The 20,945-nt window shown below is 68.4% G+C and carries 15 protein-coding genes and 1 other RNA gene; 5 read left to right on the top strand and 11 right to left on the bottom strand.

The genetic code is table 11. The features are described 5' to 3' along the window. Positions 1 to 39: 39 nt before the first annotated feature. The 9 genes from MLG87_RS14800 to recO all read right to left on the bottom strand — a co-directional run bounded on the left by MLG87_RS14800 (position 40) and on the right by recO (position 13,428). Positions 40 to 1,626: an Ig-like domain-containing protein gene (locus MLG87_RS14800; protein WP_243295869.1), complete on the bottom strand. Its 1,587-nt coding sequence runs from the start codon at positions 1,624 to 1,626 to the stop codon at positions 40 to 42. Between the two features lie 14 nt (positions 1,627 to 1,640). Beyond that, positions 1,641 to 5,162 (bottom strand): immunoglobulin domain-containing protein, encoded by a 3,522-nt coding sequence (locus tag MLG87_RS14795; RefSeq protein ID WP_243295868.1) that lies wholly within the window; start codon positions 5,160 to 5,162, stop codon positions 1,641 to 1,643. A gap of 833 nt (positions 5,163 to 5,995) precedes the next feature. Continuing rightward, positions 5,996 to 7,150, bottom strand: a complete 1,155-nt coding sequence (locus MLG87_RS14790) for an MFS transporter (protein ID WP_243295867.1) — start codon at positions 7,148 to 7,150, stop codon at positions 5,996 to 5,998. A 23-nt stretch (positions 7,151 to 7,173) separates the two neighbouring features. After that, positions 7,174 to 7,932 (bottom strand): GNAT family N-acetyltransferase, encoded by a 759-nt coding sequence (locus tag MLG87_RS14785; protein WP_243295866.1) that lies wholly within the window; start codon positions 7,930 to 7,932, stop codon positions 7,174 to 7,176. Between the two features lie 352 nt (positions 7,933 to 8,284). After that, positions 8,285 to 8,647: RNase P RNA component class A (rnpB, locus tag MLG87_RS14780), an RNA gene on the bottom strand. Positions 8,648 to 8,664: 17 nt separating this feature from the next. Beyond that, positions 8,665 to 9,039 (bottom strand): ExbD/TolR family protein, encoded by a 375-nt coding sequence (locus MLG87_RS14775; protein ID WP_243295865.1) that lies wholly within the window; start codon positions 9,037 to 9,039, stop codon positions 8,665 to 8,667. Between the two features lie 7 nt (positions 9,040 to 9,046). After that, complete coding sequence (locus MLG87_RS14770) at positions 9,047 to 9,799, bottom strand: energy transducer TonB (protein WP_243295864.1); 753 nt, start codon at positions 9,797 to 9,799, stop codon at positions 9,047 to 9,049. Between the two features lie 199 nt (positions 9,800 to 9,998). Continuing rightward, a complete protein-coding gene (locus MLG87_RS14765; protein WP_243295863.1) occupies positions 9,999 to 12,566 on the bottom strand; it encodes a coiled-coil domain-containing protein in 2,568 nt (855 codons plus the stop codon). Between the two features lie 76 nt (positions 12,567 to 12,642). Next, entirely contained in the window at positions 12,643 to 13,428 is a 786-nt protein-coding gene (gene recO / locus MLG87_RS14760) for a DNA repair protein RecO (protein ID WP_243295862.1), read from the bottom strand. A gap of 40 nt (positions 13,429 to 13,468) precedes the next feature. Here recO and MLG87_RS14755 point away from each other — a divergent pair, with 40 nt between their 5' ends. After that, a complete protein-coding gene (locus tag MLG87_RS14755) occupies positions 13,469 to 13,906 on the top strand; it encodes a Spy/CpxP family protein refolding chaperone (protein ID WP_243295861.1) in 438 nt (145 codons plus the stop codon). Positions 13,907 to 13,927: 21 nt separating this feature from the next. Then, positions 13,928 to 15,688: a transglutaminase-like domain-containing protein gene (locus MLG87_RS14750; RefSeq protein ID WP_243295860.1), complete on the top strand. Its 1,761-nt coding sequence runs from the start codon at positions 13,928 to 13,930 to the stop codon at positions 15,686 to 15,688. Here MLG87_RS14750 and MLG87_RS14745 read toward each other — a convergent pair. Continuing rightward, complete coding sequence (locus MLG87_RS14745; RefSeq protein ID WP_243295859.1) at positions 15,658 to 16,140, bottom strand: MarR family winged helix-turn-helix transcriptional regulator; 483 nt, start codon at positions 16,138 to 16,140, stop codon at positions 15,658 to 15,660. The two genes, MLG87_RS14750 and MLG87_RS14745, sit on opposite strands and share 31 nt — an antisense overlap. 97 nt (positions 16,141 to 16,237) lie before the next feature. Between MLG87_RS14745 and MLG87_RS14740 the strand changes: the two genes are divergently transcribed. The 3 genes from MLG87_RS14740 (at position 16,238) to MLG87_RS14730 (ending at position 20,140) form a co-directional block, all read left to right on the top strand. Further along, the gene (locus MLG87_RS14740) at positions 16,238 to 18,166 is read left to right on the top strand and encodes an ABC-F family ATP-binding cassette domain-containing protein (RefSeq protein ID WP_243295858.1); all 1,929 of its coding nucleotides are present in this window, start codon (positions 16,238 to 16,240) and stop codon (positions 18,164 to 18,166) included. A gap of 80 nt (positions 18,167 to 18,246) precedes the next feature. After that, complete coding sequence (locus MLG87_RS14735) at positions 18,247 to 19,251, top strand: DUF3450 domain-containing protein (protein WP_243295857.1); 1,005 nt, start codon at positions 18,247 to 18,249, stop codon at positions 19,249 to 19,251. Between the two features lie 31 nt (positions 19,252 to 19,282). Further along, positions 19,283 to 20,140 carry a hypothetical protein gene (locus tag MLG87_RS14730; protein WP_243295856.1) on the top strand — a complete coding sequence of 286 codons (858 nt, stop codon included), beginning with the start codon at positions 19,283 to 19,285 and terminating at the stop codon, positions 20,138 to 20,140. 60 nt (positions 20,141 to 20,200) lie between these two features. Here MLG87_RS14730 and MLG87_RS14725 read toward each other — a convergent pair whose 3' ends face one another. Next, positions 20,201 to 20,851, bottom strand: a complete 651-nt coding sequence (locus MLG87_RS14725) for a hypothetical protein (RefSeq protein WP_243295855.1) — start codon at positions 20,849 to 20,851, stop codon at positions 20,201 to 20,203. Positions 20,852 to 20,945: the final 94 nt, after the last annotated feature.

The raw sequence follows: 20,945 nt of genomic DNA, 5'->3' as shown, positions 1-20,945 counted from the left end.
GGAAGCTCCGGGCTTCCAGGGGGGGCATAGGCCTGGAGATCAGTTTACGGTCAGAGTCCCGATGCTGATGGACACGACCGGAAGACTGCCATCGGACTGAAGTACTTGGGCCTTGACCACCGCGAACGGCACGGGCCCGAGCGGGGCTCCAGCCTTGAGGTCCAGTGCGACCCGGGCAAGGACACCATTCAAGGCCACAGAAGAACCCGTACCTTTCTGACCTAGGGCGGCTGTGAGTACGCCGCCGACCACCTTGCCCTTGAGGGCCAGGGGTCCCGTTCCCAAGCTCAAGACCGTGCCATTTTCGATGACTTCTGCATCCGCGCCATCCACCTTCACCCAAAGGGTCTGGGAATCACCAACAGACAAGGTGAAGGCGATGGCGGCCCCGCTGGGGGCCCCCACGCCTACCACGTCCAGTACCAAGTGGCTGGCGGTACTAAGGGTGGAGTTCTTTAGAAGGCGGTAGGTCCCAGTGGTGGGGTCGACATAGTTCAAACCAGTGGCCACGGAAGTCACCGTCACAGTGGCACTCGCACTCTTGCTGGTATCGGCCACGCTGGTGGCGATCACGTGGTAGGTGCCGGGGGTGGCCGGGGCGGTGTAGACCCCACCAGAGGTGATGGTCCCGCCCAGAGCGCCTTCCTGCACGGTCCAGGTCACCGCCGTATTGGCGTTGCCCGTCACCGTCGCCGTGAAGGTCTGGCTGGCTCCCGTAACGAGGCTGGCGCTGGTGGGCATGAGGGCGACCGCGACCACTGGGGCCGCCGTCACCGTCAGGGTGGCGCTGGCCGCCTTGCTGGCATCGGCCACGCTGGTGGCGATCACGTGGTAGGTGCCGGGGGTGGCCGGGGCGGTGTAGACCCCACCAGAGGTGATGGTCCCGCCCAGAGCGCCTTCCTGCACGGTCCAGGTCACCGCCGTATTGGCGTTGCCCGTCACCGTGGCCGTGAAGGTCTGGCTGGCTCCCGTGAAGAGGCTCGTGGTGGTGGGTGTGAGGGCGACCGCGACCACCGGGGCCGCCGTCACCGTCACGGTGGCGCTGGCCACCTTGCTGGGATCGGCCACGCTGGTGGCGATCACGTGGTAGGTGCCGGGGGTGGCCGGGGCGGTGTAGACCCCACCCGAGGTGATGGTCCCGCCCAGAGCGCCTTCCTGCACGGTCCAGGTCACCGCCGTATTGGCGTTGCCCGTCACCGTGGCCGTGAAGGTCTGGCTGGCTCCCGTGAAGAGGCTCGTGGTGGTGGGCGTGAGGGCGACCGCGACCACCGGGGCCGCCGTCACCGTCACGGTGGCGCTCGCACGCTTGCTGGTATCGGCCACGCTGGTGGCGATCACGTGGTAGGTGCCGGGGGTGGCCGGGGCGGTGTAGACCCCACCCGAGGTGACGGTACCGCCCGGGGCGCCTTCCTGAACGGTCCAGGTCACAGCCGTATTGGTGTTACCCGTCACCGTGGCCGCGAAGGTCTGGCTGGCCCCGGTGAAGAGGCTGGCGGTGGTGGGGGTCACGCTGATGGCCACAGGGGTGGGCGAGTTGCCCCCTCCGCCGCCACCTCCTCCGCAGGCCAGGGTGAGGACCAGAAGGAGGGCACCGAAGAACGCTTGGATCGAGGGGCGAAAACTCATGATTCGTTCCTTCCTCAGAGGGCGGCAAGGAGGGCGGTGAGATCGGCATCGTTGATCTGACCGTCACCGTTAAAGTCCGACTTGGCTAGATCCGCAGGAACCGTGCTTCCGTACCGCTTCAGGAGTTCCAGCAGGTCGTAGACGTCGATCGCGCCATCCCCGTTGATATCGAAGCCCGGAGCGGTGCCGACGATGAGGTTGGCATCATCCAAGGAGAAGCCCGTGTTGTAGGCTGCGTTGGTCTGACTGCTGGTGAAGTACACCCGCACGGTTTGTCCCGCAAAGGCCCTCAGATCGTAGGGGCCAGCCTTAGCGAAGGAGGCGAATCCCGTCGTCGTGTTATTGAAGGTGCCGAGGGTGGCGAGGTCGGCGCCGCTGGTGTCCTTCACCTTCACGGCCATGGTATTGACCACAGAAGCCGGCACCCCGGCGCCATTCCAGATCTTCAGCCAGAAGCTGAGGTTCGCACTGGTGGGATTGGCCGGAATGGCCACGTCCTGATAGGCCCAGTCCGTGGTGACCGCCCCCCAGTATCCAAAGACAGCCGCGGAAGCTCCTTCATGGACGTTGGTGGCATCCAGCATGGACGATGCGAGGTGAGACCACGACCAGCCGTTGCCGAAGGGGGTGACCTCGAAGTCGGGATTCACGAGCACTTGAACCAGGTTCGGCGTCAAGGACAGGGTGGCAACATTGCTGTTGGTGGTCCCCGCAGAATTGTTGGCTTGGAGGCGGAACCGCTTGTTGGCGTCCGTGGTCGCCGGGTAGAACCGGTACCGGGTCGTGGTCGAGCCTGCAAGGTTGTTCCAGGTGGTGCCATCGGTGGAGCTCTGCCACTGGTAGGTGGGTGCAGGAAGCCCCGTGGCGCCGCCCGTGAAGTCCACCCGAAGCCCGGCGATCTGGGTCTGGTTGGTGGGCTGGAGCGTGAAGGAGGGAATTACCGGGCTCAGGACCGTGAGGGTGGCCGCGGCACTGGTAACGGTCCCCACGGCATTGGAGACCAGTACGCGAAACTGGGTGCCCGTATCGCTGAGGGCGGCATTGGGAAAGGTATAGGTGCTGCTGGTGCCGTTGGAGGCCACGTTGTTCCAGGTGCTGCCATCGAGGGAGATCTGCCATTGGAAGGTGGGGGCTGGAAGTCCCGTGGCGATCACGGTCAGGACTGCGTTCTGGCCCGCATAAACGGAGGTGTTCTGAGGCGGAGAGCTGATGACCGGCGCAAAGGCATCGGTGACGCCCTGCATCTCCCACACGCCGCGGCCATGGGTACCGATGCGCATGAAGGTTCCATCCGGGGCGATGTAGATATCCCGCACGGACACCAGGGGCAGCCCGGTGCCGAAACGGGCCCAAGTGGCGCCTCCGTCGGTGGAGCGGTAGAGGCCCAGGTCCGTGCCGGCATACACGCAGGTGCTATCCAGGGGATCCACCTTGACCATGTGGACAGGGATACCAAAGGGGAATCCGTTGGCCACGTCGATGGCTGTCCATGTGACGCCCGAATTCACCGATTTCCAGATATGGCTCGCGGTTGCGTTGAAGGCCACGGATGAGGCATACATGACCCTGGAATCGGCCGTATCGAAGGCGACGCAGTTCATGTAACTGGGGTTGTTGGGAAAGGATGCCGCAGCGACCGTCGTCCAGCTGGCGCCGTTGCTGGTGAGACCCACGCGACCGCCGTTGAGGGCGACACCCACAAGATTGGGAGCCAGGGGAGAGGCGCTGATATTGCGGATGGCGGACACGGACGTGAGTCCCGTGGTGGGCATGGCCGTCCAAGAGGCGCCAAAATCATTGGAGACATAAGGCGCGGTGTTGGTGTAGGTGTAGACCCGGTTGCCCGTAGGATCGGACATGTCCTGGCCCAGGCGGGTGAAGAAGGGGGCCAAATTTCCGTAGCCGGCCCCGGTGATGCCGGTGCTGCTCGACACGAAGCTGCTGCCTCCGTCCGTGGATCGATAGATCCGGGTGTAGTAGATCGAGCCCAGCATCTTGTTGCCATCGTAGGGATGGATGAGACAGCCGAACCCGTCCCCGCCCACCACCAGGTTGTAACTCTGGTCGGCGGCCCCGGCTTCCGAACGAAGGCGGGTGCCCTGATCCTGGAGGCCCACGATCACCCGCTGGCTGGAGTTCGGGGGAGTGGTGGCCGTGGTGGAGCCCACGTGATAGACCAGCTGGGTGGCGATGTTGCGGTTCCGCCGGGTATCGATGAAGGTGATGTCCGATAGCACGCCTCCCGTTCCCGTGGGGATGGGGTTGATGTCCGGATTCCTCACCACACTCAGCCCACCGTCCGTGCCCAGGAAGAGGGTCTTGGGCCCGGTGGGAGCCTTCATCCAGGCATGGACGTGGAAATCCGCATGATTGTATTGACGGTCACCGCCCATCCACTGGGTCATTCGCTCCCAGTCCGCGCCCCCATTCAGGCTGCGGTACAGGGACAGGTTGGTTCCCGCGAACACCTTGTTGGGATCAGTGGGATCCACGGCGATCATGTGGTTGTAGCCCGCCTGGGCTCCGTCGCCGGAGACGTTGAACAGTGTCGTGCTGCCCAGCCAAACCCAGGAGTGGCCCCCATCCGTGGATTTCATGACCCCCTTCTGGAAGGTCCCGTTCTTGTCCGCGAACAACCCGTACATGGTGTTGCCCTGGGCGGCCAAGGCGATGCGACCGGCCCCGATGGTGAACAGCTCGGAACTTATGGCGGCGTCGGTCCATGTGAGCCCCTGGTCCGTGGAGTAGACCACGCCACCGGTGGTGGTGGACTGGAAGGACATCACCAGTTCCCCGTTGGCCATGGGGACGATATCCCAGCCCTTGGTGTTGCTCAGAGGGGCTGCTCCGATGGCAACCTGAGCGAAGCTCGCCCCCCCATCCGTGGAACGGAACAGGCCCGCGTTGCCGGCCACCAGCACAATGTTTCCTGACAGGGCGAGAACGGTCTTCACCCGGGTGGTGGCGCCGAGGGTGCCCCCCCGAACCCAGTTATCCCCCCCATCGGTGCTGATGAAGAACCCCCGCCCTTCGGCAGTGCTATCGGCCGATCCGGGCTCCATGTCGCCCAGGGCAAGGTAAAGGATGTTGGGGTCTTCGGGTTTGAAAGCCGCGCCCCCCACCGAAAGGTTGCCTGCGGGGCTCCCGGCGGGCAGGGCGTCCGTCAGGGGCGCCCAGGTCCAGTCTCCGGTGGCCGTGACATCGGCGTTGGTGCAACGCCATAGGCCACCGCCCGCATAACCCACGTAGAGGATGTTGGGATCGGTGGGATGGGGGAGGATCACCGTGGGGCGACCTGTGTCGGCGACGTTGGCATCCATCAGGTAAAGCTGACTCTGGCCCCGCAGCGGACCAATGTTGGTCCAAGCCTTCGCGGGAATGCCGGTCGGGGCAGGCTGGGCCCTGAAAGCCCTGGTCCCCGGGATGAGGCGTTCCCACTTCTGGAGTTGGTCTTCCGCGACTCGCGCCTTGAAGTCCAGGTATTCCGGGGTTGCCCGGCCGCCGAAGAGTTCCAGGTTGGCCAGGGCCCGTTCCATGGGGCGATCCGGTTCCTGGGCGGCACTCTTGGGGACATCCTTGGCCTGAACGGTGGGCATTCCGGCGAGCAGAGTGGCCAGAAGCCCACCCACAAGTCGGTTAGGTGGTGGAAAAAGCATGTAATCCTCCGAGCCAAGTCACCCCCAAAGGGGATGGCCGCGTCAAAAAAACAAAATTTTTATAAAAGTACATGGAAACACTACCACCTACCTATCGAGGCACGGGGGGCCCTGAATGTTAATTTTTGTTAAGACCGCAGCCTGAAAGCAGGGCTCTTAGCCTCTGCGCGCTTCGGGCTTCAAAGTCATGAAGATCCAGAATCGAGATTCAGTGCTGAATCGGATCCCGCTGGGGCCCGGCGACAACCGGGAGCGCAAGTTCCACCAGAGGTGCCGCAGCCCATCCCAGGCGGCGGGAACCGGACCAGACCTCCACCACCAAGCGATCGTCGGATTCCGGGGCGTGTGGCCAGGGGCCCTGAATGGTCCAGGTTCCAGTTGCTCCCGCCCTAACCGTGATCTCGAGGTTCCCATGGCGGTCATAGAGCTTGCGTATGGACGCGTCTGGTTCCAGGGTCCGCAGATCCCTCACATTCAGGCACCGGGCCCGGAACTGGGCCTTGGCGGGCAACTTCCGTCCCTGGAAGGCCACTCGGGCCTCGAATCGGGCGGCTGGCATCGAGTCCCTGGGTTCCACGCCAGATCCCCAGGTGACACTGGCCTCCAGGATCTTCAAGGATCCCGGTGCGGCCCCCATCAAGGGCAGAACTGCCAGGAGAAGTAGGCGTCGCATGCCCCGATTCTAGGCTCGAATCCTCCATTCAATCAGGCCTTCAGCGGGTAATCCGCCGGGTCGCCGCCAGGTAGGCGCCGAACCCCAACCCCGAAAGCCCCATGGCCACCGGCAGGCCCAGTCCCTGCACCAGGGCGCCGCCCACCAGGGGGCCTACCATCAGGCCCACGGAGTACGCCAGGTTCAGGATGGAGAAGGCAGAGGCGAAACTCTGACTGCCCTGCCGCTCCACCTGGTCGGCCACCGCGGGACTGCAGGGACTCATGATGAAGCTGGCCGTGCTGCCCAACCCCATCATGGCCAGCACCACCATCCAGGACCGGGGCAGCAGCACCGGCAAGGGGATGAAGACCACCGCCAGCACCAGCCCCATGCGGAGCACCCGCACCCGCCCGATGCGGTCCGAGAGGGCACCCATCAATGGCGAGGTGAAGGTGTGGGCCAGGGCCGCCGCCGCGAAACAGAGACCGATCTGGGTCGGCGACTGGCCCAGGCGCCGATCCAGGTGCAGCGGCAGGGTGGATTCCAGCAGGGCCCACAGGCAGGAGCCCAGGGCCATGGCGCCGGCGAAGACCCGGATGGTCGGATTGGACAGCAGCTGGCGGAAAGGCAGCTGCAGCCCCTGGCCGGATTCGGTCTCCGGCAGGAGGAAGGCGCGACCCGCCGCATCCAGGGCCACCAGGACCGCCCCCAACACGAAGGGCGCGGTGGGGCCCGCGTGCTGATCGAGGAAGCCGGAGAGCGGGGGCCCGATCAGCACGCCGAGGTTCGCGGCCGCGAACGCCGTGCCCATGGCCTTGCCCCGCGATTCGCTCGGAAAGATGTCCGCCAGCAACGCCATGCCCGGAAGCCAGGTGGCCGCCCCCGCCACGCCCTGGAGGAAGCGGGCCAGCACCAGCAGCCAGTACTGCTTCGACACGGCGAAGACCAGCGTGGTGACTCCCAGCCCCGCCAGGCCCCAGAGCATGGGCGCGCGGCGGCCGAAGCGGTCCGTGAGGAGAGCCACGGGGAAGGTGGCTGCCAGCAGGGCCACGGCGTAGCTGCCGAAGAGGATCCCCACCTCCATCTGGTTCAGGTGGAGGTCCCGCGCGTACCGGGGCAGCAGGGGCACCAGCAGGTAGTAGAGGAGCATGTCCACGTGGAAGGCCAGGGCCGTCACGAGGAGGGCGGCGGTGGGGGGAGCGGGACGGCGCATCCCCCCACTATCGCATCGGCCTTTCAGCCTCGCGCCATCTCCACCTTGGGGTAGGCGGCCCGGAAGCCGCAGGCCTCGTAGGACCGCTGGCTGGCGGTGCCCGGGGCCGTGGAGGCGCAGGCGAGGTCACAGCCGCGGATCCGCGCGAAGGCCAGGCGCGCGGCGATGAGGGCCTTCTGCAGGCCGCGGGCCCGGAAGCGCGGCAGCACCGCATCGCCCGAGAGCAGGGCCACGCCCTCCACGACACCCAGCATGCCGCCTCCGGCCGGCCCTCCGTCCGCGAAGGCCAGGAAGCCCCAGGCGTCCGGCACCTCCAGCGACACCTCGAAAGGCGGCGTCAGGTCCTGCCAGTCATCGCGCTCGAGAAATCCTGCCGCGACCACGCGGTTGAAGATTCCAGCCTCGTCGAGACGGGCTTGCCGGACCAGGCCTTCCGAACCTGCCGCAGGTGGGTCCTCCAGGGATCGCACCCACAGCTGCTGGAACGCGTGGAGGCGGTACCCCCGGCGCGCCAGCAGCGGCCACAGCGACGGATCGGCGCCGGGACTGAGTTCCAGCACGGTGGGCACGCCGAGGAAGGCCTCGACGGCTTCCAGCTCTGGTTCGGTGATCGGCTCGGCCAAGCCCAGCGCCTGATTGAGGGGGTGGGCCTCGCCGCGAAAGTGCGCGAAACCGCCGCCCACCGGCAGGCTGCGGCCTCCGGCGGCCTGGTTGAATCGTTCGTTTTGAAGGGCCTGGGCGCGCTCGAGACGACGCGACAGGCAGGTCAAGTCATGGAACATGGAAATCTCCGAAAAAGGGGAGTCCGCCCGCCCGGAGGCGCGGCGGCAAACACAGGGTCGCGCCCTTGCGTCAGCCCAGGCGCAGGCTCCCGACGCCAAGTCCAGGCGCGAAACCAACGGAATGACGGGAGCAGGTCAGAGGCCTATCCAGAGAAGCCACCAGCTTAGCCGAATCTTCGACGGATTCCCGGAGGACATGAACACGGCCTCCTTTCAGAGGCCGCGGTGGATCGGCAAGCCGGGTTCTCCCGACCGCCGGGTGATGGAGCACGCTCCGGTGGAGCGTGCGGAGTCGGGACCCGGCGAGGAGGGAATCACGAGGGGAGGAGGACGCGCGAAGCCCCCTTGCGGGGGCTCCGGTGGATCGGTAAGCCGGGTTCTGTCGTGGGACGTCATTCCTCTGGGATGGATGTCGCCATCCAACTCAAGCGACCTACCCGCCGGCTCGGTCGGGTCAACCCTCGCCGCTTGCGCGGTGCGCCGGCCTATTTGGTCTTGCTCCCTGGGGGGTTTACCGTGCCCGTCCTGTTGCCAGTCCGGCGGTGGGCTCTTACCCCACCGTTTCACCCTTGCCTGTGATCCGAGGATCCATCGGCGGTCTGCTCTCTGTTGCACTTTCCGTCGGGTCGCCCCGCCCTGGTGTTACCAGGCCCAGCACCCTGTGGAGCCCGGACTTTCCTCTGCCCTTGCGAGCAGCGACGCCCTGATCCACAAGGGTGAGGCTAGCACGATCTAGGTGCCCTCCGGCGTGGCGATCAGGGCGGGCAATGCTTCCGGCCGGCCCGCCTTGACGGCGTCGAGGACGCCCGTGGCCCGATGGAGCGGCAGCGAAGGGTGGACCCGGAGGACCACCTTCCCGGTCGTCGCGTGGATCCGTGCGGGCAGTTCAGCCAGGGTGATCTTCACGCCATCCAGGTCGAGGGAACCGTCCGCCGCGAGGGTGAGGCGGAGGAGCGGTCCCGGGACCCCGGCCCCGGCACCCCCGGGGAGGGAGGCGTCGAGGGCCCGGGGCAGGACCGGAACGAGGGTGATGAAGACGATCAGGAGCACCAGGACGATGTCCACCAGGGGTGTGATGTTGATGTCGCTGCGGATCTTCGGGGTCATGGTGTCCTCACCTCAGCCGGAAGTTCAGGGTGAGCCGGAAGCTCGCCGCCACCGGGCGGCCATCCATCAGGGCGGGTTCGAAGCGCCACTGGCGGGCAGCCTGCAGCGCGGCGTCCTGAAGGGCCGGGTGTCCGTCCAGGACACGCACCTGCATGGGCGCGCCCCGTTCATCCACCACCATCATCAGCACCACCGTGCCCTGGACGTGGGCCCGGCGCGCCAGATCCGGGTAGATGGGATCCACGCGATGGAGGATCGCCGGAGCGGTGGTGGTGAAGTCGTGGATCACCGGGCCCGCTGCGGGACCTGCGGGGCCGGCGGCCGGGACCGTGAGGCCTGGAAGCGCGGGCCCCGCCCCGGGAACCTCCAGGTGGCGATCCAAGGTGGGAAGGCCCGCGGCGGGCTCCACCGGATCCGCCCGCGTGGGCGCGCCGGTGGTGACGACGGCCGTGCCGCCTCCCACGCCCCCGGTGGCCGTGGGCGCCTGACGTTCGATGGGACGCGGACGCGGAGGTCCGTCGATCTCTATCGGTCTCCAGGGAGGGGCGGGCGGAAGCGTCGGCGCCAGGACGGCCTTGGGCCCGAAGGACGCGATGGCCACGGCTCCGCCGACGAGCAGGAGGTAGGTCAAGGCGGAAAGTGAGGCCGCGCGGAAGGTGTCCGAAGGCGGCGCCGAAGCGAGGATGGCGTGGGGTTGCAGGGTGGGCGGCAGGTCCGGGAAGGCAGGCCCCCGGCCGCGCCGGAGCGCGAGGATGGACATGGGATCTCCTGTGGGTGGCGACTGTGGCCTTCCGCAGAACCCACACCCACCGCAGGCGGCGGACATCAGGTTGGTGGCAATCCCGGGCCCTGGATCACACACCGTCTGGAGGAGGTCCAAAGATCGCTTGAATCAGGTATCGGCGGCGAAGCACCGCTGTCAAGGCACCTACCTGGATTAGGTTCGGAGATCCTCCAGATCACTCCGCGGAGGGCAGCGGCAGCACCCACCCCTTGCGCTGGAGATCCTCCAGCAGCCGCCAGGCCGCGCGATACGGATCGGCGCTCTGCGCGCCAAGCACCTCCGACTGAAGGCGGGCGCGGAGCGGGGCCAGCTCGGGATGGGGCGCGCCCGCCATGCCGGTGCCGGCCTGGAAGAGCCGCAGGAGCAGGGCCTCCGGATGGGCATGGCCCAGGGCCGCGGCACAGAGGACCGCTTCCCCCTCCCCTTCCTCCGCCCCGGCCTGGAGCAGGCGGTTCAGTAGCGGGCGGAGGCTCGCGTCGTCAGCTCCCAGACCCAGGCATCGGACCTTCGGCTGAGCCTCAAGGCGCTCGCCCGGGTCGCTCCCCGCGAGCCAGGGACAGGGTGGCCGGTGCCCTTCATAGGGCAACCCCAGCAGGAAGTTCTCGTGCTGCGGATCGTCCCGGACCCAGGCGTGGACCAGGCGCATGAGGCTGCTCCGCCGGGCGGGCTCCACGCCAGGTCCGCACCAGAAGAACCGCTGCACGGGGGCCACCCGCAGGCCCGCTTCGCGGAGCGGGGCTCGCCAGGCCGCCGGATCCACGGTCATTTCGAGCCCGAGGCCCGCCAGGAAGCGGGGGAATCCCGGGTAGGGAAAGGGCAGCCGGACATCGATCCCCTCGGCGGAGACATGGACTTCCGTTCCCGGGAGGCAGGCTCGCAGAGGGCTCTCCCGGAGCGTCTCCTGCAAGGCATGCCGATGGTCCTCGGTGTCGAGGCCTTCGGCGAGGATGAGCCGCCAGGCCTGGCCATCCTCGTCGCAGGACCAATCCACCACGGCGGAGGGTTCGGGACGTCCGAGGGCATCCAGCCCCAGGACGAGCATCCGGATCCCCCCGGTCGGGTCCGGACGGCCGAAGGGACGTGGGCGCCCCATGCATTCCAGCAGGCGCGAGCGGCGCTGGGACCTGGCCCAGGCGACCCGGTTCCACACGGGATCCGTCTGATCCTCGGGCCCCAGGAGGCTGGCCAGGTCGCCGTGGGCGATCTGGCGATAGGCCTCGCTCTGGCGCAGGGTCTGATGGCCTTCGAGGATCTCCCAGATCTCCTCCATGTTCTTCTGGGCGATCCGGGAGAGGTCGCGGCCCGCTTCGGCCATGTGCCTTCCGGTCCTGACCAGCTGATCCATCTCGGCCGCCGCCTTGGCCTCCACGCCCCACTGGCGGCTCAGGGCGGACTGGAGGGCCGCCGAGCATTCGCCGATCTGGATGAGGGATTGTTCCGCGGGATCCGAGGCCTCCTGCACCTGCCCCACCAGGGCCACCTGGGCCTCCAGGGTCCGTTCCAGGTCCTGCCCCTGCTGGTCCAGATGATCCGCCGCATGGAGGAGTTCCTGGATGCCCGCGCCGAGACGCTGCGTCACCTCCTGGAGATCCCACAGTCCCGCGCTCTCCCGCGCCATGCCCTGCTGGTGCTCATCGAGGGCCCGCCCCAGGTCCGCTGCCCCCTGCGAGGTCTGGTCGGCCAGGCCGCGGAGGCGCCCGCCGATGGTTTGCAGGCGGGGCCCGCCACCACCCTGCTGAGCGAGGATCGCGGTGTTCACCGCCAGCAGACCGGCCTGCTGGGCCGCCTGATCGATGATGTGGATGGCTCCCTGCGCGCCGCCGAAGGATTCGATCCGCCGTTGCGATTCGACCCTGAACCCTTCGATGCGGCGGGCCAGGGCCTCCGCCTGGTCCCGCAGGTCATCCGCCGAGGTCCGGAAGCGCCGGAGCTGCTCCGCCCGGATCCGGGTCTCCTCCACGAGCCTCGGCGTGTGGGTCGCCAGGCCCTTGACCACCAGGTCGAGATGCGCCCCCTGCCGCACACCGGCGCCCGCCAGCCGCCCCAGGGACTCTTCGCCTTCCCGCAGGCGGGGGAAGGTCTCCTTCAGATCGTTCATCAGCCCTTCGACCTTCTCGAGCCGCCCCTCCGCCTGTTCCATGGCGGCCCGGAACGCCTGACCCTGGATGCGGTGCTGGTCCGCCCGGAGCCGCAGATCCAGCTCGATCCGATCGACATTCATGGAGCGCTCCACCACCTCGCGTAGGTCGCGGCCGAAGGTCACCAGCCGTTTCCGGACCGCGACCTGCGCCGTCCGGTCCTCGCCGGACCGCTGCTGGACCTGCCCCAGCAGCCCATCCAGGTCCGTCCACTCCCGGAGGACGGCCCGGTGGAGGGACTCCAGGCGCCCGTCCATCAGGCGGCCTTCCTCCAGGAGGAGGTTGAGCGCCTTCGCCACCTCAAGGTCCGCCGGCTCCATGCCCTCGGGAGGCGCGAGCGGCGTGCGATCGCCCTGGAGGATGCGGCCGGCCCAGTCCGACAGCAGGCTCTCCGGCGCCAGGCTCCGCTGCCAGGCCAGCCACCGGCGTCCCAGCAGCACCAACCCCGCGGCCACCATCATCAGGACCGCGGCCTCCGCCGGCCGCAGCGACGCCGAGGCTGTGAAGAGAAGGTAGGCCGCGGCGCCCAGGAGGGGCAACGCCGCGAGATCCGCCAGCCAGGAGCGGATGCCGCCCAATCCCACGAACACGCTCCCCAGCCTCATGCCCATCCTCAAGCCATGAAGTCCCATCGGCCGGCGACCCCGCCAAGGCAAATTTGGGCCGATAGGAACCGCGGCCCTAGATGGTCCGCCAGAGCACCTCATAGCTCCGGAGGCCGCCCCCCAGTTCCTGGATCAGCCGGGAGCGCAGCAGAGCCGTGACCGCCGCCTGGGCCTCGTTCGCGGGATCCAGGCGCGGGGCCGCGTCGGCGCCGCCGGTGCGGAGGCGGCGCAGGTGCTCGCGCGTGCCGGGAGGCAGGGCCTCGACGGGATCCACGGGCGTGCACTCCGCGCAGCACCAACCGTGCTCGGGGCTCAGGAGGACCAGCGGCGCCACCTCGTTCCCGCAGCGCCCGCAGACCCGCGGGTGGGGCAGCAGGCCCAGGCAGTGCAACAGCCAGTGCTCAGCGTAGGCCAGGATGCCCAGGGCGTTGTCCGGATCGGCCTTGAGGGCCCGCCCGCAGGCGCTCAGCAGCCGGTAGAGGCGGTCGTCCTCCACGCCCTCCTTGGCCACCCGGTCGAAGAGGTCCGCCAGGCAGGCCATGACGAGGCTGCACTCCAGGTGGCCGAGGGTCAGCGGGCTGAAGGCCAGCTCGCAGCGGGTGACCCGCTTCAGCTCGGTCTGTTCCTTGCCGAAGAAGCTCACCCGCACCATGCCCAGAGGCTCGAAGGCCGCCACCCACTTGGCCGTGGGCTTCTTCACCCCCTTGGCCAGGCCCGACAGCCGCTCCCCGTGCTCGGACAGGAAAGAGACGACGGCCCCGCCCTCGGCGAAGGGCACGGCCTTGAGGACGATGGCGGCGCAGGTGCGGATCACCTCTCCAGTCTGCCCGGATTCAACCGCCGGCCCGGAGCCGTGTCTCATCTGGCGAGGCTCCTGAGCCTTCCCGCCGAAGGAGATGGCCATGACATCCCTGTTCCGGACTTTCGCGGTCCTCGCGCTCACCGTGCTCCCGGCCCTGGCGCAACCCGCCCCCCGCCCAGGTGAGCGCCGCATCGGCCGGGCCCTGGCCCTCACCGATGCGCAGAAAGCCAGCATCCAGGCCATCCGCGAAAAGCACCGGCCGGACCTGGCGGCCCAGCGGAACGCAGCGCGCGAGGCCCAAGCCGCCTTCCGGGCCGCGCTCCGGGACCCCGCCACCCCCGAGGCCCAGCTGCACCTCCTCCATGACAAGGCCGCCTCCGCCCGGTTCGGGATGCGGATGGCGGGCCGCGCCATGCGCCAGGAAGTCCAGGCCGTGCTCACGCCGGAGCAGCGGGCCAAGGCCGCCCAGCTGCGCGAAGAGGCCCGGTTCCGCCGGCGGGAGCGCCTGCGCCACTTCCGCATGGCCATGGGCATGTGAGGCTGCCGATAGACTGGAGGGATGCGCGCATCCCTCCTTTTCGCAGCCGCCCTCAGCGGGATCCTCCTCGCCCAGGACGCCCCGGTCCGGACCTACCGTCAATGGGTGGGCGGACAGGAAGTGGGCGGGGCCTCCCAGGAGACGAAAACCCGCAGCGGCGTCCGCGAGGTGCGGAACCGCGAGTGGCTGTCCATCTCGCGCCTCGGCCAGGAGATCCGCCAGGAGGTGGACCAGACCGCCCGCCGCGCCGCCGACGGCGCCATGACCTTCACCTGGCGGCTCCAGCTTTCCAAGGAGCCCTTCGAAGGCCGGGCGGAGTGGTCGCCCTCGGATCCCCGCGCCCTGAACCTCCATCCTCTGAACGGGGCCGCCCTGCGCACCCAGGTGCCCGACGGCGCGCTGCTCTGGCCCGAGGATCTCGACGCCCGCCTCATGGAGGCCGCGCGGCTGCGCCGTCCCGTGAAGGCGGTCACCTACTCCTTCCCGGTCCAGCAGTGGAGCACCCTCAGCCTCGAGCCGGCGGGGGCGGCGCCGCTTCCCGGCTTTCCCGACGCCGTACGCTTCACCGGCCAGGAGACCCAGGGCGCGTCGTCGACGCCGGTGGAAGTCTGGATCTCGCCCACCGCGGGAGAACTGCGCCAGAAAACCGACCTGGGCGGCCTCGCCATCCTGATGCAGCGCGCGGAGCTCCCCCCGCCCGAGGTCCGCACCGGCGACGCGGCGGGGTTCTTCGAGCGCACCCTCCAGACCCTGCCGCCCCACCCCTTCCAGCCCTGGCTGCAGACTCTGACGCTGCGGGCCGAGGGATCCCCGCCCTCCCTGCCCGAGGACGCCCAGCAGACGCGGCTTCCCGATGGCCGGTGGCGCCTCTCTCAGGCGGCGTCGCCCAGCGGCGCGGAGGCGGCCCAGCCCCCCGTGACGGGAACTCCGGCGGCGGAAGAGGCCCGCTACCTCGCCCCCAGCCCCCTGGTGCCCTTCAGGGATCCCGCCTTCGACGGCCTCCTTCGGCGCATGGCCCTGCCGCCGGGCCTGCCGCGCTGGGAGGTGGCGAAGCGCGTGACCGCGTTCGTCTTCGACTGGATCTCCGACAAGGATTTCACCGTGGGCTTCGCCTCGGCCCTGGAGGTCTGCCGCACCCCCCGGGGCGACTGCACCGAGCATGGGGTGCTGGCCGTGGCCCTGCTGCGCCGCCTGGGTGTCCCCGCCCGCGGCGTCACCGGCTGGGTGGGCCTGGGCGAGACCCTCGGACTGCATTTCTGGGTCGAGGTGAAGCTGAAGGACCGCTGGGTGCCCGTGGACCCCACCTTCGACCAGGCCCCGGCCTCGGCCCTGCGCATCAAACTCGGCGACACGGATCTCTCCGACCTCGGCAGCGTGGGCTGGGAGGGCGCCGCCCAGGCCTTCTCAGGCGTCCGCTGGATCCCGGAGCGCGAAGGCCCGGCCTCCTGGGGCAAGGGCATCCGCATCGAAGGCGACCAGGTGACGAGCTCCGACGGAAGCTACCTTCGCCTGCCGGGCGGACGGTGGGACCTGCGGAAGGGAACCCTCACCTTGAACGGAACCTGGAAGGTGGAGGCCGTCTCCCGGCCCGGGCAGGCCCAGCTCAAGGGGAACCGGCGGCTGGCGGGCGCCCGCACCTTCCGCCAGGGCTGGTGGGATCCCGCCTCGCGCCTCCTGTGGATGGACCTCGGACAGGGTCGCTGGCTGCGCCTGGATGGCGTGACCGAGACGGCCGCCTATCACCTGCTGGATCAGTTGATGGCACCCACCAGGTCTTCCTGAACCGTCTCCTCCTGGTGGAGGCAGTGTTCCCGCAGGCGCTCCAGCCAGACCGACATGTTCAGGCACTCCTGCTCGTCGCAGCAGCTCGTCATCTGGGCGGCCATGCTGCGCACGGGCTCGTCGAGGCGCTCCATGAGCCGCCGTCCCTTGGGTGTGATGACCACGCGGCTCACGCGCCGGTCCTTGGGGTCCGCCACCCGCTTGAGCAACCCCTGCGCCTCCAGGCGGTCCACCAGGCGCGTCACGTTCGCGAAGCGGTAGATCATTCGCCGCTCGATCTCGTAGATGGGGTGCCCCTTGGCCGGGCCGCCCCGGGCGATGCGCAGGACGTTGTACTGCTGGATGGTGAGGCCATGGGCCTCGAAGAGCCGTTCCTGCACCCGAACGACGGCCTCCCGCGTCAGCATCAGCTGCAGCACGAGCTGGACTCCCGGGGAGGGAAGCTTCGACATCTGGAGTTCTTCCTGAAGGGACATGGCGACCTCACGGATTCTTTGCGGGCAAGGATCTCCCCATCCATGGGATTCTGGAAGGTCTTAGGAGCCCTTCTTGCCTTCTATCGCCCTGAGTTTGATCAATGTCACGAAACGCTATGGCGCGACAGCCATTCTGGACGGACTGAGCCTCGGTCTCTTCCAGGGTGAGAAGGTCGGTCTCATCGGGCGCAACGGCGCGGGGAAGAGCACGCTGTTCCGGCTGCTGACCGGGGACGAGACGCCCGATTCCGGCGACGTGGTGATCACCCAGGGCCTCCGCGTCGCGCGCCTGAGCCAGGAACCTCATTTCGCCCCGGGCGCCAGCATCCGGCAGGCCCTGGAAGCCGCTCTGGCGGACCATGCGGCCCTGCTGGCCCGCCACCAGCGCATCCACGAGACGCTCCATGGCGCGACCGGCCCCGAGGAGGCCAGGCTGCTTGACGAACTGCAAAGCGTGGAACATCAAATCGAGCACTGGGGCTGGGATCTCGAGCCGCGCCTCAAGGCGGCGGCCACCACCTGGGGCCTGGAGGACCTGGACGCCGAGGTGGAATCCCTCTCCGGCGGCTGGCGCAAGCGCGTGGCCCTGGCCCAGGCCTGGCTCAAGGAGCCGGACGTGCTGGTGCTGGACGAGCCCACCAATCACCTGGACCCGGACCAGGTGGAGAAACTGGAAGCCTGGCTCCAGGCCTTCGGGGGCGCCCTCCTCCTCATCACCCACGACCGCCACCTGCTGGATGCCGTTGTGTCGCGGATGCTGGAGCTGGAGGATGGCGGGCTCCGCAGCTACGAGGGCGGCTACAGCGACTACCTGCTGGAGAAGTCGGACCGGGAGTTCCGCGAGGCGCGGCTTACGGAGCACATGCAGAACCGCCTGCGGCGCGAGATGGCCTGGCTGCGCCGCGGCGCGAAGGCCCGCACCCGCAAGTCCAAGCTGCGCATCCAGGAAGTGTTGGACCTCAAGGACACGGTGGAGGACCGCACGCGCCTGGAGGTGCGCCAGGGGCTCGCCTTCGCCGCCGGCGGCAACCGCAGCGACGCCCTGATCCGCGCGGAGGGCCTGCGCTTCGCCTATCCCGGCGGGCCCGAACTGCTGGACGGCCTCGACCTGAGCCTCCAGCGCGGCATGCGCGTGGCCCTGCTGGGGCCCAACGGCTGCGGGAAGTCCACCCTGCTGAAGGTGCTGCTGGGGGATCTGGAACCGGTCGCGGGCGAGGTGGCCCGGCATCCGAAGCTGGCCACCACCACCATCTCCCAGGGACGCGGGGAGCTCGACGGCACCCGCAGCATCCTCGACAACCTGGCGGACCGCGCCGCGGTGGTGGACACCGGCAGCGGCACCCTGCTGGCCCACGTCTACCTCACCCGCTTCGGCTTCCTGGTGGACCAGCAGAACCGGAGCGCGGCCACCCTCAGCGGCGGCGAGCGGAACCGCCTCCTGCTGGCCAAGGCCATGCTCAGCCCGGCCGACCTGCTGGTGCTGGACGAGCCCACCAACGATCTGGACATCCCCACCCTCCAGAACCTGGAGGAGGCCCTGCTGGGCTTCCAGGGCACGCTGCTCCTGGTGAGCCACGACCGCTTCTTCCTGGATCAGGTGGCGACCCACACGCTGGCCTGGAACGGCGAAGGGACGCCCCGCTGGGAACTCTACGAAGGCGCGCCTTCCACCGTGCGCAGCCTGCGGGAGGCCCGGGCGGCCTCCCTGGAGGCGGCCCGGCCCGAGGCGGCCCGCGCCGCGGTGAAAGCCGCGGTGCCGCGGGCCCGCAAGCCGGGGCTCTCCCAGAAGGAGCTGCGGCGTCTCGCCGAGGTGGAGCAGGCGATGGACGTCCTCCATGTCCGGCTGTCCAAGTTGGACGCGGCCCTGGCCGACCCATCGGCCTTCCTGCGGGTCGACAGCCCGGGCCACCAGGCCCTGAAGGACCGGGATGCGGCACGCGCGGAATTGGAGGATCTCGAGATCGTCTGGCTGGAGTTGGAGGAAAAGCGGCAGGAAGGCTGATCCCATCACAAGTTGCCCTTGGGACGGGCAGGCCCTGGGCCTTTTCGCTACCCTGGAGCCTGGACTTTTACGGAGTGCCCATGCGCCCGATGCCTCTCATCCTCTTCCCCGCCGTGGCGCTGGTGGCCCAGGCCCCCGCCCCCATCGACCTGACCCAGCGGTTCAATGCCGAGCTGCCCGGGATCAACCAGATGCTCAAGACCTTCCAGGCCCAGGAGGCCATGAAGAAGGTGGAGGGCCTGATCCCCGCCGAGCGCCCCGCGTTCAACGGCGCCAATCTCCAGACCATCGGCCAGAGCATGGACAATGCCCAGGGCCTCCTCTCCTTCTATCGCCTCTGGGCGAACGCCGCCTCCGAGGCCGGCCAGTGGGAGAAGGCCGTCGAGATCCAGGACAAGCGGCTCAGGACCGCCCAGGCGATCAAGGCGGACCTGGAGAAGGCCCAGACCCCCATCGCCGCCCAGTGGGACAAGGCCGCCAAGGACTCCCAGGACTACATCGCCAAGCACGCGGGCCGTCAGCAGGAGCTGCAGACGGGCCTGAAGGCCCTGCAGGACGAGATCGCGGCCGTGAACTCCAAGCAGACGAAGCTGGATGCCAAGGGCCTGGAAGACCTCAAGGCCCGGGCGGCGAAGGCCCCCGAGCAGCAGCAGGAGCTCGACCAGATCAACGCGGCCCTCCCGGTCCACAAGCAGAACATCGCCAACGCCCCCAAGGTGATCAAGGTGCTCGCCGACAACCGCAAGGAAGCCGAGGGCATGGTGAAGGCCGCGGAGACCTCCCTGGCCAAGGCCAAGGAAGTCCTGGCCAGCCAGAACGACGAGATCACCAAGTTCAACACCGAGCAGGTGGTGAAGAAGGTCAAGGTCGTCGGCAAGAAGAACTGGGTGGACGCGGTGCTCCGTAACCACGAGAACGTCACCAAGCTGAACGGCACGCAGACCCAGGCCGCCTTCCTCAACCGCCTGCTGGTGCTGGATCCCGGCAACGCCACGGCCACGAAGGCTCTGGACAACCTGAAGCAGGGCAAGGAACCCTTCGCCAAGGAAGCCAAGCCCGCCAAGAAGGCCGGCAAGAAGAAGTGAGCACGCCGCGTACGACCTGGAGGGAGCGACCATGAGCCGCCTCGGAATCCTGTTTGCCTGCGCCCTGGCCGCCAGCCTGGGCGCCCAGAGCCTCACGGATCGGTTCAAGGAGGTCCGGGGCCCCTGGGAGCTCCAGCTGGAGCGGGGTGACGCCTCGACCGTCCGCCGCGGGGTGGAGGCCCTTCTCGGCCGGGAAGGCCTCACGGTCAATCCCTCCGACTACAACGACATGCACGCCCTCGCGGCCCTCCGCAGCCTGGCTGCCCGGGCCTGCGTGGCCGAAGGCAGCTGGGAGGAGGCGGTTCTTCACCTGCAGAAGGCCCAGGCTGCCGCCGAAGAGAATCTGGCCACCGCGGAGCCCCTGCTGGCCAAGACCCGCGCCGAGCACGAGACCAAGCTCCAGGAATTCCGGAACGCCATGGACAAGCAGGCCCCTCGGCTCAAAGAGCTGGACGAGGCGCCCGGCCTGACCCAGGAACAGATGAAGCTCCGCCAGCAGCTCCGGATCTTCATGGACGAGCAGAAGGCCGCCATCGCCCACAGCGAGCGCGCCCTGAAGGACATCGACGGCATCCTCGAGCGGCTGCGCCAGACCAAGGCGAACACCACCAAGGCCGCCGCGGACTGGAAGGCCTTCCTGGACCGCGAAAAAGCGGAGATCGCCGAGGCCGGCGGCACCGCCCGCTTCGTGGCCGGCAAGGTCGAGCAGGTGAAAGCCGACGATGCCCGGCCTCAGCAGGAGCGCCTGGCCTACGCCCGTCGCCTCCAGAAGCTCGATCCCGCCAACAAGGATGTCACCCGTCTGGTGAACACCCTCCTGGGCAAGGACGAGCCGGCCGAGCCCGCCAAGCCCAAGGCCCGGAAGAAGAAGGCCGCTCCCAAGAAGTGAGCCGTTCCATCTACGAAAAAGCGGCCCGCGAGGGCCGCTTTTTCGTCCGTGGGGGAAACGCTAGAACACGAATCCGAACCCCACCTTCACGAAGTCGGTGGCCGGGGGATCGCCGGCATCCACATCGTGGGAGGTGAGGGTCTTGTGGTAGGTGGCTTCCAGCGTGAACCGCAGCCCCGCGTCATAACCGAAGCTGTGGCCGAAACCGAGGGAGCCGCCCATGCGGCTCTTGCGGGTGGTGTCGGTGTAGTCGTAGAGCGGATCGCCGAAGCTGCGATCGAACTGCTCGAAGTCCGCCGAGAGCCCCGTCACGAAATAGAAGCCACGGTGCCGGTAGGCGGTCCCCTCGGGGAAGATCTGCAGGTCCCCACCCAGGTTGAACATGGAGTGGCGTAGGTTGATGGTGGTCTCGCCAGGGGCTCGGTTGGTCCCGTTCTCGGCGGATCCGCTGAAGTTCAGACGGATGGCCAGACTGCGGTCGACGGGGAAGCTGACCGTGAAGCTCCCGCCGAGACCCACGTCGTAGGTCTCCTTTTGCGGGGGGATCACGTAGCCCGCGGAGGGGCTGTAGTAGGCGGGATAGGTCTTGCTGGAGAACTCACCGGTGGGGATGGTGAGGTTCAGGCTGAAGCCCATGTGCGGGGACTGGGCGTGGAGCGCGGCGCCCGAAGCGAGGAGCATGGGCAGCAGGAGCATCGAGATTCGGCGCATAGGGCCTCCAATGGATGGTGCTGGAAAACTACGGAGCGAACGGCGTGCCAGCTTAGGGCAAGCCCCGTCAATCCTTGGATCCAGCGCAGCATAC

The organism is Geothrix mesophila, assembly GCF_022808835.1.
Taxonomy (GTDB): domain Bacteria; phylum Acidobacteriota; class Holophagae; order Holophagales; family Holophagaceae; genus Geothrix; species Geothrix paludis.
The sequence above is the reverse complement of the archived record's forward strand: the minus strand, read 5'-3'. Positions and strand labels throughout refer to the sequence as shown.